The 16482-nt window shown below is 36.7% G+C and carries 16 protein-coding genes and 1 riboswitch; of the genes, 4 read left to right on the top strand and 12 right to left on the bottom strand.

Annotated features, from left to right (window positions below; all coding sequences use genetic code 11):
• Positions 1 to 111 precede the first annotated feature (111 nt).
• The gene (gene rpsT / locus HPY74_01345; GenBank protein ID NSW89322.1) at positions 112 to 399 is read left to right on the top strand and encodes a 30S ribosomal protein S20; all 288 of its coding nucleotides are present in this window, start codon (positions 112 to 114) and stop codon (positions 397 to 399) included.
• Positions 400 to 437: 38 nt separating this feature from the next.
• Here the strand turns inward: rpsT (HPY74_01345) and holA (HPY74_01340) are convergent, their stop codons facing one another.
• From holA (HPY74_01340) to HPY74_01320, 5 genes are all read right to left on the bottom strand, one after another.
• On the bottom strand, positions 438 to 1439 hold the full coding sequence (gene holA, locus HPY74_01340) for a DNA polymerase III subunit delta (protein ID NSW89321.1): 1002 nt from the start codon (positions 1437 to 1439) through the stop codon (positions 438 to 440).
• Positions 1429 to 3870, bottom strand: coding sequence for a DNA internalization-related competence protein ComEC/Rec2 (locus tag HPY74_01335; GenBank protein ID NSW89320.1), 2442 nt, complete (start codon positions 3868 to 3870; stop codon positions 1429 to 1431). Before HPY74_01335 ends, holA (HPY74_01340) begins: the two co-directional genes overlap by 11 nt.
• Positions 3871 to 4054: 184 nt before the next feature.
• Complete coding sequence (locus HPY74_01330; GenBank protein ID NSW89319.1) at positions 4055 to 5254, bottom strand: SH3 domain-containing protein; 1200 nt, start codon at positions 5252 to 5254, stop codon at positions 4055 to 4057.
• 308 nt (positions 5255 to 5562) lie between these two features.
• A complete protein-coding gene (locus HPY74_01325) occupies positions 5563 to 5985 on the bottom strand; it encodes a DUF86 domain-containing protein (GenBank protein ID NSW89318.1) in 423 nt (140 codons plus the stop codon).
• Position 5986: 1 nt separating this feature from the next.
• Complete coding sequence (locus tag HPY74_01320) at positions 5987 to 6403, bottom strand: nucleotidyltransferase domain-containing protein (protein NSW89317.1); 417 nt, start codon at positions 6401 to 6403, stop codon at positions 5987 to 5989.
• Positions 6404 to 6729: 326 nt separating this feature from the next.
• On the opposite strand from HPY74_01320, the gene HPY74_01315 reads away from it, so the two are divergent.
• Positions 6730 to 6966, top strand: coding sequence for a type II toxin-antitoxin system HicA family toxin (locus HPY74_01315; GenBank protein NSW89316.1), 237 nt, complete (start codon positions 6730 to 6732; stop codon positions 6964 to 6966).
• Entirely contained in the window at positions 6953 to 7300 is a 348-nt protein-coding gene (locus tag HPY74_01310; GenBank protein NSW89315.1) for a hypothetical protein, read from the top strand. The genes HPY74_01315 and HPY74_01310 overlap by 14 nt, the downstream gene beginning before the upstream one ends.
• Positions 7301 to 7535: 235 nt before the next feature.
• Here the strand turns inward: HPY74_01310 and HPY74_01305 are convergent, their stop codons facing one another.
• The 5 genes from HPY74_01305 to HPY74_01285 all read right to left on the bottom strand — a co-directional run bounded on the left by HPY74_01305 (position 7536) and on the right by HPY74_01285 (position 12481).
• Positions 7536 to 8093, bottom strand: coding sequence for a hypothetical protein (locus HPY74_01305; GenBank protein ID NSW89314.1), 558 nt, complete (start codon positions 8091 to 8093; stop codon positions 7536 to 7538).
• Positions 8094 to 8466: 373 nt separating this feature from the next.
• Positions 8467 to 8817, bottom strand: a complete 351-nt coding sequence (locus HPY74_01300; protein ID NSW89313.1) for a prepilin-type N-terminal cleavage/methylation domain-containing protein — start codon at positions 8815 to 8817, stop codon at positions 8467 to 8469.
• Between the two features lie 175 nt (positions 8818 to 8992).
• Complete coding sequence (locus HPY74_01295; GenBank protein NSW89312.1) at positions 8993 to 9358, bottom strand: prepilin peptidase; 366 nt, start codon at positions 9356 to 9358, stop codon at positions 8993 to 8995.
• A 132-nt stretch (positions 9359 to 9490) separates the two neighbouring features.
• On the bottom strand, positions 9491 to 11098 hold the full coding sequence (locus HPY74_01290) for a phosphoglycerate dehydrogenase (GenBank protein ID NSW89311.1): 1608 nt from the start codon (positions 11096 to 11098) through the stop codon (positions 9491 to 9493).
• Positions 11099 to 11238: 140 nt separating this feature from the next.
• Positions 11239 to 11328: riboswitch (glycine riboswitch) on the bottom strand.
• 148 nt (positions 11329 to 11476) lie between these two features.
• A complete protein-coding gene (locus HPY74_01285) occupies positions 11477 to 12481 on the bottom strand; it encodes a GPR endopeptidase (GenBank protein ID NSW89310.1) in 1005 nt (334 codons plus the stop codon).
• A 170-nt stretch (positions 12482 to 12651) separates the two neighbouring features.
• Here HPY74_01285 and rpsT (HPY74_01280) point away from each other — a divergent pair, with 170 nt between their 5' ends.
• On the top strand, positions 12652 to 12939 hold the full coding sequence (gene rpsT / locus HPY74_01280) for a 30S ribosomal protein S20 (protein ID NSW89309.1): 288 nt from the start codon (positions 12652 to 12654) through the stop codon (positions 12937 to 12939).
• A 38-nt stretch (positions 12940 to 12977) separates the two neighbouring features.
• Here the strand turns inward: rpsT (HPY74_01280) and holA (HPY74_01275) are convergent, their stop codons facing one another.
• Together holA (HPY74_01275) and HPY74_01270 are read right to left on the bottom strand one after the other, a co-directional pair.
• Entirely contained in the window at positions 12978 to 13979 is a 1002-nt protein-coding gene (gene holA / locus HPY74_01275) for a DNA polymerase III subunit delta (GenBank protein ID NSW89308.1), read from the bottom strand.
• Positions 13969 to 16410 (bottom strand): DNA internalization-related competence protein ComEC/Rec2, encoded by a 2442-nt coding sequence (locus tag HPY74_01270; GenBank protein ID NSW89307.1) that lies wholly within the window; start codon positions 16408 to 16410, stop codon positions 13969 to 13971. Before HPY74_01270 ends, holA (HPY74_01275) begins: the two co-directional genes overlap by 11 nt.
• Positions 16411 to 16482: the final 72 nt, after the last annotated feature.

Below are 16482 nucleotides of genomic sequence, written 5' to 3'. Positions count from 1 at the left end.
TTACTCCTTTTTATTTTTCCTTAATTTATTTTTTGCATTCCTCTTGAAATTTACTTTTTTTCATGATAGAATTTACTCCGTTCATTAATTATCGGGAGGGGTGAAAACAGCTTGCCTAATACCAAGAAAGCAATAAAGAGAGTACGAATTGCGGAGAAGAAAAGATTAATAAATGCCATGAGAAAGTCCGCATTAAGGACAGCAGTTAAAAAATGCAAGATAGCAATTCAAAATAACGACCCTAAGGCTGCAGAGTTTCTTAAAAATGCAATAAAAGCATTAGATAAAGCAGCGGCTAAAAATGTAATACACAAGAACACTGCCGCAAGAAATAAATCCAAGCTCACAAAAGCTTTTAATACAGCCAACATCACAGTTAATACTACAGTAAATAAATAAAACGTACAAATGTACGTTTTATTTATTTTTGTTTTTTTCTATCCTACCAGTTTCGCAATTAACAGTTCTACCGCCGTTTTATCTTTCATTTTCCCTGTTTTAATTGCAACATCACATTCAAAGATATCTTGGATGCTCCTGTTAAGCCACTGAAAAGAAAATTGTTCTGCATGTTTTTGTATCTTGCCTGCAATATATGGCGAAACTTTCAACTTTGATGCGATTTCTTTCAAACCTGCTCCACTTCCGGCAAGGATTTTTGCCTCCAGTATTTGCCTAAACTGCCTTGCAATCATATATATAATTATAGGCACCGGCTCCCTCAAAGTAATCATGTCGTCAAGATACTTCAATGACTTGGCTATGTCCTTTTCCACAATTGCGTCTGTCAAATCGAATATTTTGCTTTTTATGGAAGTATTACACACTTCCCTTACATCTTCACTTTCAATAACTTTTTTTTCTCCGGTATAGACAATTAGTTTATTTATTTCATTCAGTATTTCCGTCATTTCCTGCCCGCTTTTCTCAACCAGGATTGAAGCAGTTTCCATACTTATTTCTTTTTTATTTGCTTTTGCTACCTTTACCACCCATTTGGCCAAGTCATATGACTTTTGGTAAGGAAACTCAACTATTAGGCCTTCTTTTTTAATCGCATTATAAATGCGAAGACGCTTGTCCACCTCTGTTTCATAAAAAATAAGGCACGTAAATGGAGGTATGTTTTTCATGTAATCTATAAGTTTCCCGGTATCTTCTTTACTTCCTTCGCTTCCTTTAAACAGGCCGGAGTTTTTAACTACAACCACCTTTTTTTGAGAAAAAACGGGATAGGTATCACAATTATCTATAATTTTAGAAACTTCTACCTTATCTTCCATCACAATTTTATTTAAAGCCCTGGTGCTTTTTTCTAATATTATTTCCTCTATACTTCCCATGTAGTATTTTTTAAGGTATTCCTCAGGCCCATAGAACAAGTATAGGGATTTGATATCCTTATTTTTTATTTGTGTTTTTAAAACATCAAGACTCATCTTTACACATCACCTTTATCCTTATGATTTTTCCGTTTGACCTCAAGATTACCGCTCCATTCAAATCGGTCCGGAAAATTTTTGCCCCAACTCCGGCCAACCTGTCTAAAACATCACTTGAAGGATGGCCGTAATTGTTTTTCCCCACGCTGATTACTGCAGCTTTCGGTCCCACAAGCTCAAGAAATTCCTGTGTTGAAGAAGTAAGAGATCCATGGTGAGGCACTTTTAAAACATCAGCTTTGATATCATCGGGCATGCTCTCTATAATTCTATTTTCCACTTCTTTCTCAATGTCCCCGGAAAAAAGAATTTCCATATCTTTATAATATAATTTTAACACAACAGAGCTATTATTTAAAGACAGTTCTCCTTTTTTTGTGTCTTTAGGGGGGTTGAGTATTTTTATATATGTATCTTTACCAAGATTTATGGAATTATCTTTGCTGACATAGGTGACTTTTATTTTCCTTTGGCTACAAATATCCAATAATTTATCAAACTCATCATCGATAATATAATCCGGAATGATCACATTTTCAACTTTTATTTCCTCCAGTACCGGCATAATACCATTAATATGGTCTTCATGGGCATGAGTCACCACTACCATATCAAGTTTTGTTACTCCAAATTCAAGTAAAAAGGGTATTACCACTTTATTACCCACATTAGTTCCATCTTCGAAATTGTCTCCTTTTTTACCCCCTCCATCTATTAAAACAGCTTTTCCCGAAGGGGTCCTTATGAATGCAGAATCACCTTCACCTACGTCCAAAAAAACAACCTCCATTTCTCCTGGAAGCAAGTTTGCTATTAGAGTAAAGGCAATAATGAACATTAATGCAATGATGTAGTATTCCGGCTTTATTTTAACCTTATACTTGGGTTTAAACCAGAATAAGAACCATATTAAGATATAATATACCGTTATAAGAAGAATTGAAGGGGTAACAACTTTTAACATAGCAAAAGGTAGATTTCCTGCAGTTTTTGAAACAAAAATTACAAATGTAAGCAAAACTGTGTTAATATACCCTATTATCCGGGAAAAGAGGATGTATATTTGGCCCAATCCAGCCATTGCCATCCCCAGCATGATTATAATCCCTGTAATAGGCGCAACTAAAAGATTGGAAAAGGCAGAAATGAGAGACACTTTGTTGAAATACACCGCTGTTATGGGTAAAATACCTGCCTGGGCTGACAGGGTTGTTGCCAGGATACTTGAAACATTGTCAGAAATATACTTAGACTTCAGAAATTCTTTTATGTTTTTATTGAATAGAACAATTGATACAGTAGCCGCAAAAGATAATTGGAAACCGACATTAAAAAGCATATGAGGTCTCCACAGCAAAATCAAAATGGAAGCAAAAGAAATACTTGTTAGTGTATCAGGCTCCCTCCATATCATCTGGCCAATAAGTACAGTTACGGCCATTATTACCGCACGGAGCACCGAGGATTGAGGACCGGTTATCAGTACATATATTAAAAGAACCAGTATAACGATTGGGTTGGCAATCTTCTTTTTTAAGCCAAGTTTATTGAAAACAAACACAAAGGGAAGCATAATAAATCCGACGTGGAGTCCCGACACAGCCATAATATGGATTAAACCTGAGTCGCTGAAATTCTCTTGCAGTTCATCAGGAACCTCTCCACGGTAACCGGTCAACATTGCGTTCAGGAGGGGAGCTTGTCTTTCGGGCAAGCTTAAGTTTATAACTTTTATAATTCTCTCCCTCACTATATGGCCTGTTCTTAATAAAATGCCTTCATCCCTTGTATTACCGGTTTTAACATTGCTGCTTTTGGTATATATTGTTGCAGATATTCCGGAACCTGCCAGATACCTTCTGTAGTCTAAACTCCCGGGATTTCTTCTTTTGTTAGGAATGGTAAGGACCCCTGTTACTTCTATTTCGCTGCCGTACTCTAATAATAGGTCCTGCCCGTATATTGTTAAGAGGATTTTTCCCTTAGATATTCTTTCTTTATTTTTAGTTTGAGAAGTATCGGCATTTCCTTTATTTAGCGAAGCACCGGCATTTTCTTTATTTAGGAAGGAAACCTGGTAGGTAACCATTTCACAGCGTATCCTCCCATCCTTATATTCGGTATTCGCATCTTTATATTCGGGTTTTGAACATATTACACCTTGAACAATAACCTGTTGCTCGTTAAAATTTATAAACTTTCGTGTAATTACATTGTCCATATAAAGGTATTCAAAAGCACCGATTGCAAAGAAAACGAATATTCCCGTTAAAGGAAAAAGAAGCGCCCTGTCCTTATAAATTAAAACGCTTATTAATATACAAAGAATGCTCAGAGTAATAATGATAAATTTAAGAGATTGGGTAAGATCTGCAGATAAAATTCCAATAATAAGAGCTATGGAAAACAAAACCAAATATCTTTTCATTATTCCCCCTACACAAAGCATGTGTATTGTAATTTTATGTAATATATGTATATAATATCATAAAATTATATATTTTTCTACCATAAAAACATAAAAAAAATACCCCTTTTCGGGGTATTTTTATCGTTAATGGTTAAATACTTACTTTTCTACTTCATTTTCCTTATTCTAGTGCTTTTGTCGCCTAATTTACTATCCTTCTTGCTGTCACAAGTCTCCCATTATAATAGCCGGAATTGAGCGGGTCTATCAATACCTTGCCCCTTCCGTTAGATGCGTGAATGAATTGGTTGTTGCCTATATATATGCCCACATGATCAATAACACTGTCGGAATCAGTATTAAAGAAAACCAAATCCCCAGGTTTCAACTGTGCTCTGGTAACTTTAGTGCCCTGTTTTGCCTGATCTGCAGCAACACGATTCAAACTTATTCCAAACTGCCTGAAGACGTACTGTACAAGGCCAGAACAATCAAAACCGTTAGGGCTTGTCCCTCCCCATACATACCTAACACCGAGGAATTTCTTTGCATAATTTACAATCTGCTGTCCCAGGGAACTGGAACTCTCTCCACCGGTTGCTCCACCTCTGGAGGCAAGACTGCTTCTCGGTAACAAGGACTTTCTTGTAGTTACCAGTTCTCCAAATATCCAGGCAAAACTTCCATCTTCTAATTTTATCTTATACCACTCGCCATACCAAGAATAAATATTGACCTTACTGCCGCTCTTTAGCTGGGTAACAACACCGGAGGTTAAACTTGGGCCGCTCCTGACATTGGCAACACTGACATTGACGACCCCTTCATCAATAGGCTCATTTTTAAATGATATGTACTCACCAGACACCCAACCATTTATGTTTCCATAATTTACCTTATACCAGCAGAATGCGTCTTTGGTATTATCTTCTTCTAGGATTTTGACTTCCATACCATTGTTCAGTTGAGCTATTACCTTTGTAGAAGTCCCGGCTCCTTCCCTTACATTAAGGACAGTAGCCGTTACCACCCCGGTTTTCTTATCTTCTTCCCCAGTAGAACCTGTAGGTTTTGGAGATTCACCGGAAGATGACGTTGAGGCTTCTTTTACCGTAACGTAATCTCCATATACCCACCCTGTCAGATTGTTAAATGTAATATTATACCAGTCACCAGAATTATCATTGATTTTCACTTCAGTATCTTTTAAAAGCTGACCTACAATTGTGGCTGATGTACTGGGATTTTGCCTTACATTAAGGTACTCGACATTAACTATTCCTTCTTTCAGGGTATCTGCATATATAATGGGAGAATAAAGGATAAAAAGTAGAACGACTGTAAAAACACTTAAAGGCATTTTTACTTTGGTAAATTTGTTGGTCTTGCTTAATTTGTACATTTTGTTTTTGTCCTCCTATTTAAGCTTCCGGAGTTAGCTGACGGGTTCGGTAATAGGCACCCTACCATTCCTGAAAGTCCACGTGTAAACCACGATATGTACCGGAACAGATTAACCCCTCAAATAAGGTTCCTCCGTACCTCTTTCTTCAAAGAGGATTCAGCTTTTTTCTATAAGTTTTGCCTTATTTATAAGCCTTGTACCACTTTATGAATATTATACATCCTTATCTATTGTTTGTCAATGATGCCCAATATTTTCCAGGATTGAAAGATTTCCGAAAAGATCAAAGGCTGGCTGCTTCTTTATTAATCAATAAATCTGCTCTTTATACTTTTTGCAAATCTTATGAGATCCGGAACATTCTTTTTTAATATAGCATATACAATTTCAGGCTGGATTCTAAGGTAATCATGTACAATGACATTTCTAAATTGAGCCATCTTTTTTAACTGTACACTTAATTCTTCTGAAATCATGCCCTGTTCTTTTAAAATTTCAAAACTATCTTTATTATCTCTGGGTTCTCTATAACCTTCATATGAAATTATATGATTTGTTATATCTAAACAGGCCTCCACTGCCATATGTAACGTACGTTCTACATATCTTCTAATTACTTTATCGGTTGAAAAAACATCCCAATTTATTTCATTTTTCACTTCCAATAAATCATTTATGTACTCTTCCAATGCTACCAAACGTCGCTGAACTACGTTTACATCCACCATATTACTCCATTTCCTCCAATCTCTTCATGGCACATTCATGGTAGAGCTTATAAAAGTATTGTCTATCGAAAAAATTCCTTCGCTGTGCAACTTCAAACTTAACTCTTCTATTTACTTCCATGTCAACAATCAATATTTTCTCCTCCATAATTTTATGAACAAAAAACAGGTCAGCGCTTTCCAAGTCTATTACATCTACTTTTGTATGAAATATACTTTCAAGTTCGGAAGCAATCCTCAATTTTTCATCAAATCTTTCAACCATATCCATACCTTCGGAGAATAATACCGCAATGTCAATGTCGCTATCTTTTCTGTTCTTGTTTTTTGCAACTGAACCAAATAAATACACAGCACTAATGTTTTTCGTACTATTAAAGTAATCTTTTATTTTCGCTACAATCATTTCTTTATCCATATTAGATTGCTTTCCTCTCCATGCTCTATTTCCAATTTAATTATATAGTATTTTCAATAATATTACAACCAGGTCCTTGCGGCGGGGCGCATTTTTTGCACATGACCCATATAATGAGCGAAATAGTGCGAAAGACTTGTAGAGCCTGTTAATCCGACGAGGAGTGAGTTTGATTTGCCCCGAAGTGAATTTACAGGCTCTTTAAGACCTGTGGCATCTTTCCGGAATATAATGGGTCATAGAAAGAAAATGTACCTGGGCCAATTTAATACGTATTGACACTGTACGTATCAAAAGATATAATATTAATGCAAGGGGTGTTGTGCATGACATTTCGAGAATTGGAGAAAATAGTAACAGCCGACGGCTGGGTGCGAAAGTCGAGTGTCGGATCTCACATTCATTACAAGCATCCAACAAAGCCCGGTAAGGTTACTATACTAATTCAAATCAAACCTTGCAAGAAGTGGCTTGTTAAAAAAGTCATTTTGCAGCGTTTCGCTCTTGCCTACAATAATAATATTGTCATTTACCAGGTAGTCCAAGCCGTTGCTCTTCAATAAATATTCGAGAGCCGTAAGGTATGTCACATTATTTATCCGGAAAGATACCCTTTGTGATTGTTCCATAAAAATTATGTTTAAGTCCAGTCCGAGCGCAATTGCTGAGAGTACATCCCTTATATCGGCATTTTCCACATTGAGAGAAATTTTATCGGATGCTGTCTTGCTGATCGTTTCTAAAGAAGATTTATTAGAAATACCTGAAGTATCAATTCTACTAGCCACAGTACTTGCATTATTTATCTTCGAAACAGTCGATGCTGTTTCCGATGACGTGTTATTCCAAATAAGAGGCTTTATAACGGTTTCTGCTGTTACTGCTGTCATAAAATAGGTTATATAAACAATACAAAGGAAAATACGGATGATTATTCCTATCGTATTGAGTATTTTCTTCCTTTTTCTAGCTTTGAACGTTGATTTCCTCGTTTTTCTCATCTTAACAACTTTCCACCTCAACCAATGTGTCTTAGGTTGCATCGATTGCATTGAATGTGTCACCTTATCTTTTGTTTCTGTATTTTTTATTGCTTTTTTACTAATTTTATTTTATTTTATTGTATTGTATTTCATTTTTCAATATGTTCATTTTTCAATATGCTTAACGTGGTCTCCTTTTCTCCAGCTTTTAAAACCACCGTGTTGTCGGTTATTTCTTCCACTTTCCAGCTTGTACCTACACTATCACCTTTTCTTACAATATATGACTTTTCACTTGTTTCTATAATAGCAACACTGTTTCCGTTTTCAGCATACAATATCCCAGAAAGCACCATTGGCTGTTCAAACGGGTTATACAATACCGCATCGTCGGATTTTTCAGCTGCCTGTGCAGCAGTTTGCTGTTGCTGGTCAACCGGACGGACTACGTTTGGGAGTACTTCGACCTTATCTTCTATCTCTTCAATTAAATTGCCAATCTGCCCCGTATCTAAAGCTTCCCCGCCAGCAGGGCGGTCTTTGATATTACCTCCGATACCTCTATTCGAGTACAAAATTATTAATACGACGATAAGGATAATTAATAGCGGTAAGGCATATACAAGAAGTTTATTTTTATTAAAAAATTGGACAATTTTGCTTTTAAAACCACTAGGAATATTGTTCCCATCCCAATCGGCAGGCATGTTCTTTCCCCTTTATAATCAACCTTTATAATCAATATATTTTTATATTTTTTAATTTAATTAATATTTTTTATACAATAACATTATTTATAAATTACACTATTATCAAATCAAAAAATCAAATATTAAATAAATATGGCACTAAGCTTTTGCCATAAACAACAAGAATATAACATAAAAAATGTAACACAAATATGAGAAAACAACATTTCCTTGCTCTCCATGTTTACAAAGGGAGTAATCATTTACTCCCTTTGTAATATGCATGTCTTCTCATGATAAAGTAACGCAAGGCATATAAAGCTTAAATAAGTCATGCTTTCAATATATATGTCATACCTGGAATTAGTAAGAAAAATTAATCGTATTGTTCTTATGGAGTTACTTGCTCAACAGTTATTGAGCCATCAGTACCAATAGTTACTTTGAAATTCTTGGTAGTATCTACTTGGCACTCGGGCCAGGATTCCAGGTAATCTTCCCAATTCTGACCAGCGGTACCGTCCCATACTTCGTCGCTGGTCGGCAAGCCTTCATCCGCTAGGTACATGGCTGCAGCACCCTTCAAGATCCTTTCATTTGCTGCGTCCGCAGCTTCCCTGGCCTTTTGCTGTGAATTTGTGTAGATGGGCACGGCTATCGCCGTAAGTATACCGATGATTGCAACTACTACCATAAGTTCAACCAGGGTGAAACCTTTCTTGTTCTTTTTGAATCCTTTCATGAATTTGTTAATCATAGCTTTGACCTCCCCTAAAAAATAAATTTAATAGTAATCCCTACCTATTTTACTACTATTATATTAAATTCCTCCAATTATATTATATCATATCTTGCAAAATGTAAACAAATATTTTTTGATCACTCTTTCTATTTTATTATAAAAAAAGACATAATTTTTACTCTCCCATTGTTTTATCCTTCCTCATGAAAAATATGACATACATACAAGACACAACAATACAGCTTAACACAAACCATACCGAAAGGCCTAGGATAATGTGCAGGGTAAGCCAGGTTATCCCGTTTAAAAATTCGACAACAGGATACCTTAAAGATATCCTGTTTTTGCAAAAACGGCACCTGCCTTTTAGCAGTATATAGCTTAAGACAGGCACCATGTCATACCATTTTATTTTTCTGCCGCAATCAGGGCAATGCGAAGCGCCCGCAACCACCGATTCACGTCGCGGTATGCGGTAGATACATACGTTAAGGAAGCTCCCCACAACCAGCCCCATTATAAAAACAGTTGCCGTCACCATAGTAACTATTGCTGCCTCTTTCTTGTTTGTTTCCCGTTTTTTTATTGTTTTCCGCTTGTGCCAAATATTCTTTAACCGCCATTAAAATTCATTGTCAACAATCTGTTGCGCTTTCCTGAAAAGTGAGCTTCACTAAAAAGTGAGCATTGTTGCTTTTAATACACCGTCTATTTGCCTTAACTGCTGCAAGATGTTATCCGGCACTTCACAGTCTACGCTTACAAAAGCTACCGCCTTGTTGTCGCTCTTCCTGTTCCTGCTCCACTGCATAGCTGCAATATTAATATTATTTGCGCCGAGGATGGTACCGATTCTTCCTATAATTCCGGGTTTGTCTATGTTTTGGATAGCAATAACATAGGGTGTCGGTTCAAAGTCGAGTTTATATCCGAAGAAATCTACTATCCTTATTTCTTCTTTTGCAAATACGGTACCCGATACACTGAGTTCCCTTTCCCTGGTAACAAACTTAACAGTTATAAGGTTGGTGTATTTGTCCAGGTTTGTGCTTTTGCTTTCTACCATTTCTATGCCCATGCTTTTTGCAATATACCCGGCGTTTACATAATTTACCGTATCTTTACCTGCATGTTCAAGAAAACCTTTCAAAACTGAAAGAGATATAAGTTTTGTGTCTTTTTGGGCAAGATCCCCGCTGTATATAACCTCTATTTTGTGCACGGTATTCTTTTCTGCCTGGTAATATATTTTCCCTAGTATTTCAGCTATTTCTACGTAGGGTTTTATGCCATTCAAATTGTCAGCTTTAATTGGGGGCATGTTGACTGCAGCAACTACTTCGCCTTTTAATGCACCTTCAATAAGTTTAGCAACCCCGAGGCTTACATTATGGTTTGCCTCTTCTGTTGATGCCCCAAGATGAGGAGTATAAATAACGTTGTCCAACTCCAGCAATGGGTTGGTATAATCCTGTTCTTCCGGTTTCTTGTTGAAATTAGGTTCTTTTTCAAAAACGTCTATGGCAGCTCCTGCAACACGGCCTTCCTTCAGGGCGTTGTACAGCGCTTTTTCATCAATAACACCACCTCTTGCCACATTTATTATCCTGACACCTTTTTTACATAATTTCAACTCTTTTTCTCCTATGAGCCCCTGGCTTTTGTCCGTCTTTGGAATGTGGACGGTAATCATATCAGCCTGTTTCATTAACTCTTCAAGGGTTTCACATTTTACTATTCCCATCTTTTCAAACCGCTCGTCGGTAACAAAAGGGTCATAGGCAATAACTTTCATATTCAGGGCTTTCAGTTTTGAAGCTACAATTGAACCAATTCTTCCAAGTCCCACAACGCCTGCAACTTTACCATCGAGTTCATTTCCTACAAACCTATTCCTTCTGAAATCCTTATTTTTAGCTGCCATATAGGCTTGGGGTATATTCCTGAACAGGGCAAATGCCATGCCTATCGTTAGCTCGGCTGCCGCCATTATGTTCCCTTCAGGCGTATTTACAACCAGGATGCCTCTTTTTGTACAGGCGTTAACATCTATATTGTCTATGCCGTTCCCGGCTCGACCTACAACCTTAAGATTCTTTCCCTTTTCGATAACTTTTTCTGTTACTTTTGTTTCACTTCTTACAATAATCGCATTATAGTTTTCAATTACCTGGAGCAGCTCTTCAGGGGAAATGCCAAACCTGGTATCAACTTCAAACCCTTTCTCCCTTAAATATTCAATTCCGTCTTCTGCCATTTTATCTGTTACAATAATCCTCATAAATACAAAACCTCCCCTTTTTAGTTTAATCAGTTGTGCAAACCTACCGCTTTAATAATAAATTGAAAGGTCAAGTCCTTACGGAACATGACCTCTGTAGTAAACCAAGTATGACAAAATGCATATTGCATTTTCTTTTAGCAACCCACTCTGTCCTTTTGCCTGAGAGATTGGCCCATTTTAAGCCTTGCCCCTTCGGCGCCGACAACGGTCTCTCCAGAGGTCCGTCCTGACGAGGTCTTTTTACCTGAGAGTGCAACTCCTTCGGTGTATTCCTCTGCTTCCAAAGCTTTAAGGAATATCTCTCCCCCATCAATCATCCGACTTTATTAAATTAGTTTTATTATAAATCATTTGTTAAATTGATGTCAACAGTTTTTAATGCAAATACCTGTTAACATCATCCAGAGTAATTCCCTGGTGGACAGCAATATTAATCCCGTTGGCAATCACTTTTGCTATCCTTTCAATAACCTCGTCTATTTCTTTCGGAGTAACAATTAAATTCCCCGTATACGGGTCCAATACTTTCTGTATAAGTTGGTATTTTTCATTTCTGTCTATGCTCTTAAGCATATTGTAAAATTGGGTTCCCTGCTCAGCCTGGTTTATAAAACTGTCCAGGACAAGGTCTATAACATCATTAGCTATTGTGGCCGCATCAACAACTGTAGGTACACCTATTGCTATAACGGGTACTCCCAATGTATCCCTGGAAAGGTCCATCCTTTTATTGCCTACTCCTGATCCCGGGGATATGCCTGTATCTGCAATTTGTATTGTTGTATTTACCCTATCGAGCCTTCTTGATGCAAGAGAATCAATTGCTATAATACAATCAGGCCTTATCCTGTCAACTATGCCTCTTATAATTTCTCCTGTCTCTATTCCGGTAATCCCCAATACTCCGGGAGCTATTGCGCACACCGGCCTTACTCCCTGTTCTACTTCCTCAGGTACATATTGTACCAGGTGCCTTGTTACCATTAATTTTGAAACAACTTTTGGACCGAGAGAATCAGAGGTCACATTCCAATTTCCAAGCCCTACTACCAAAACCGTAGACTTTTCCTTAAGATTAAGTATCCCAGCCAGTTCTGTAGCTAATGCCTTACATGTATTCTCATATAAGTCCATATCGTTATATTTTATGCCCGGAACTTCAATTGTAATATAGTTTCCCATGGGTTTCCCAAGGGCATTTTGTCCCTGGATAGAGTTGATTTTTACTCTTGATATTTTAATTTCCTCCGTACCGGCATTTGTTACCTCAACTCCCGGTATCTCTTCTTCCTTAGGGGGAACTTGCTTTGCATTCCGTTCCTTTACCAGTTCACGAAGTTCTATTGCCAAATCCGTAACCACATTTCTTATTTGTTCCATCTTACCATTCCTTTCTTTCCGCTCTTTATTAATTTAACATATTGTGCTGGTTAGTTAATTTACTCCTTTTTATTTTTCCTTAATTTATTTTTTGCATTCCTCTTGAAATTTACTTTTTTTCATGATAGAATTTACTCCGTTCATTAATTATCGGGAGGGGTGAAAACAGCTTGCCTAATACCAAGAAAGCAATAAAGAGAGTACGAATTGCGGAGAAGAAAAGATTAATAAATGCCATGAGAAAGTCCGCATTAAGGACAGCAGTTAAAAAATGCAAGATAGCAATTCAAAATAACGACCCTAAGGCTGCAGAGTTTCTTAAAAATGCAATAAAAGCATTAGATAAAGCAGCGGCTAAAAATGTAATACACAAGAACACTGCCGCAAGAAATAAATCCAAGCTCACAAAAGCTTTTAATACAGCCAACATCACAGTTAATACTACAGTAAATAAATAAAACGTACAAATGTACGTTTTATTTATTTTTGTTTTTTTCTATCCTACCAGTTTCGCAATTAACAGTTCTACCGCCGTTTTATCTTTCATTTTCCCTGTTTTAATTGCAACATCACATTCAAAGATATCTTGGATGCTCCTGTTAAGCCACTGAAAAGAAAATTGTTCTGCATGTTTTTGTATCTTGCCTGCAATATATGGCGAAACTTTCAACTTTGATGCGATTTCTTTCAAACCTGCTCCACTTCCGGCAAGGATTTTTGCCTCCAGTATTTGCCTAAACTGCCTTGCAATCATATATATAATTATAGGCACCGGCTCCCTCAAAGTAATCATGTCGTCAAGATACTTCAATGACTTGGCTATGTCCTTTTCCACAATTGCGTCTGTCAAATCGAATATTTTGCTTTTTATGGAAGTATTACACACTTCCCTTACATCTTCACTTTCAATAACTTTTTTTTCTCCGGTATAGACAATTAGTTTATTTATTTCATTCAGTATTTCCGTCATTTCCTGCCCGCTTTTCTCAACCAGGATTGAAGCAGTTTCCATACTTATTTCTTTTTTATTTGCTTTTGCTACCTTTACCACCCATTTGGCCAAGTCATATGACTTTTGGTAAGGAAACTCAACTATTAGGCCTTCTTTTTTAATCGCATTATAAATGCGAAGACGCTTGTCCACCTCTGTTTCATAAAAAATAAGGCACGTAAATGGAGGTATGTTTTTCATGTAATCTATAAGTTTCCCGGTATCTTCTTTACTTCCTTCGCTTCCTTTAAACAGGCCGGAGTTTTTAACTACAACCACCTTTTTTTGAGAAAAAACGGGATAGGTATCACAATTATCTATAATTTTAGAAACTTCTACCTTATCTTCCATCACAATTTTATTTAAAGCCCTGGTGCTTTTTTCTAATATTATTTCCTCTATACTTCCCATGTAGTATTTTTTAAGGTATTCCTCAGGCCCATAGAACAAGTATAGGGATTTGATATCCTTATTTTTTATTTGTGTTTTTAAAACATCAAGACTCATCTTTACACATCACCTTTATCCTTATGATTTTTCCGTTTGACCTCAAGATTACCGCTCCATTCAAATCGGTCCGGAAAATTTTTGCCCCAACTCCGGCCAACCTGTCTAAAACATCACTTGAAGGATGGCCGTAATTGTTTTTCCCCACGCTGATTACTGCAGCTTTCGGTCCCACAAGCTCAAGAAATTCCTGTGTTGAAGAAGTAAGAGATCCATGGTGAGGCACTTTTAAAACATCAGCTTTGATATCATCGGGCATGCTCTCTATAATTCTATTTTCCACTTCTTTCTCAATGTCCCCGGAAAAAAGAATTTCCATATCTTTATAATATAATTTTAACACAACAGAGCTATTATTTAAAGACAGTTCTCCTTTTTTTGTGTCTTTAGGGGGGTTGAGTATTTTTATATATGTATCTTTACCAAGATTTATGGAATTATCTTTGCTGACATAGGTGACTTTTATTTTCCTTTGGCTACAAATATCCAATAATTTATCAAACTCATCATCGATAATATAATCCGGAATGATCACATTTTCAACTTTTATTTCCTCCAGTACCGGCATAATACCATTAATATGGTCTTCATGGGCATGAGTCACCACTACCATATCAAGTTTTGTTACTCCAAATTCAAGTAAAAAGGGTATTACCACTTTATTACCCACATTAGTTCCATCTTCGAAATTGTCTCCTTTTTTACCCCCTCCATCTATTAAAACAGCTTTTCCCGAAGGGGTCCTTATGAATGCAGAATCACCTTCACCTACGTCCAAAAAAACAACCTCCATTTCTCCTGGAAGCAAGTTTGCTATTAGAGTAAAGGCAATAATGAACATTAATGCAATGATGTAGTATTCCGGCTTTATTTTAACCTTATACTTGGGTTTAAACCAGAATAAGAACCATATTAAGATATAATATACCGTTATAAGAAGAATTGAAGGGGTAACAACTTTTAACATAGCAAAAGGTAGATTTCCTGCAGTTTTTGAAACAAAAATTACAAATGTAAGCAAAACTGTGTTAATATACCCTATTATCCGGGAAAAGAGGATGTATATTTGGCCCAATCCAGCCATTGCCATCCCCAGCATGATTATAATCCCTGTAATAGGCGCAACTAAAAGATTGGAAAAGGCAGAAATGAGAGACACTTTGTTGAAATACACCGCTGTTATGGGTAAAATACCTGCCTGGGCTGACAGGGTTGTTGCCAGGATACTTGAAACATTGTCAGAAATATACTTAGACTTCAGAAATTCTTTTATGTTTTTATTGAATAGAACAATTGATACAGTAGCCGCAAAAGATAATTGGAAACCGACATTAAAAAGCATATGAGGTCTCCACAGCAAAATCAAAATGGAAGCAAAAGAAATACTTGTTAGTGTATCAGGCTCCCTCCATATCATCTGGCCAATAAGTACAGTTACGGCCATTATTACCGCACGGAGCACCGAGGATTGAGGACCGGTTATCAGTACATATATTAAAAGAACCAGTATAACGATTGGGTTGGCAATCTTCTTTTTTAAGCCAAGTTTATTGAAAACAAACACAAAGGGAAGCATAATAAATCCGACGTGGAGTCCCGACACAGCCATAATATGGATTAAACCTGAGTCGCTGAAATTCTCTTGCAGTTCATCAGGAACCTCTCCACGGTAACCGGTCAACATTGCGTTCAGGAGGGGAGCTTGTCTTTCGGGCAAGCTTAAGTTTATAACTTTTATAATTCTCTCCCTCACTATATGGCCTGTTCTTAATAAAATGCCTTCATCCCTTGTATTACCGGTTTTAACATTGCTGCTTTTGGTATATATTGTTGCAGATATTCCGGAACCTGCCAGATACCTTCTGTAGTCTAAACTCCCGGGATTTCTTCTTTTGTTAGGAATGGTAAGGACCCCTGTTACTTCTATTTCGCTGCCGTACTCTAATAATAGGTCCTGCCCGTATATTGTTAAGAGGATTTTTCCCTTAGATATTCTTTCTTTATTTTTAGTTTGAGAAGTATCGGCATTTCCTTTATTTAGCGAAGCACCGGCATTTTCTTTATTTAGGAAGGAAACCTGGTAGGTAACCATTTCACAGCGTATCCTCCCATCCTTATATTCGGTATTCGCATCTTTATATTCGGGTTTTGAACATATTACACCTTGAACAATAACCTGTTGCTCGTTAAAATTTATAAACTTTCGTGTAATTACATTGTCCATATAAAGGTATTCAAAAGCACCGATTGCAAAGAAAACGAATATTCCCGTTAAAGGAAAAAGAAGCGCCCTGTCCTTATAAATTAAAACGCTTATTAATATACAAAGAATGCTCAGAGTAATAATGATAAATTTAAGAGATTGGGTAAGATCTGCAGATAAAATTCCAATAATAAGAGCTATGGAAAACAAAACCAAATATCTTTTCATTATTCCCCCTACACAAAGCATGTGTATTGTAATTTTATGTAATATATGTATATAATATCATAAAATTATATA

The organism is Bacillota bacterium, from assembly GCA_013314855.1.
Lineage (GTDB): Bacteria > Bacillota > Clostridia > Acetivibrionales > DUMC01 > Ch48.
The sequence above is the reverse complement of the archived record's forward strand: the minus strand, read 5'-3'. Positions and strand labels throughout refer to the sequence as shown.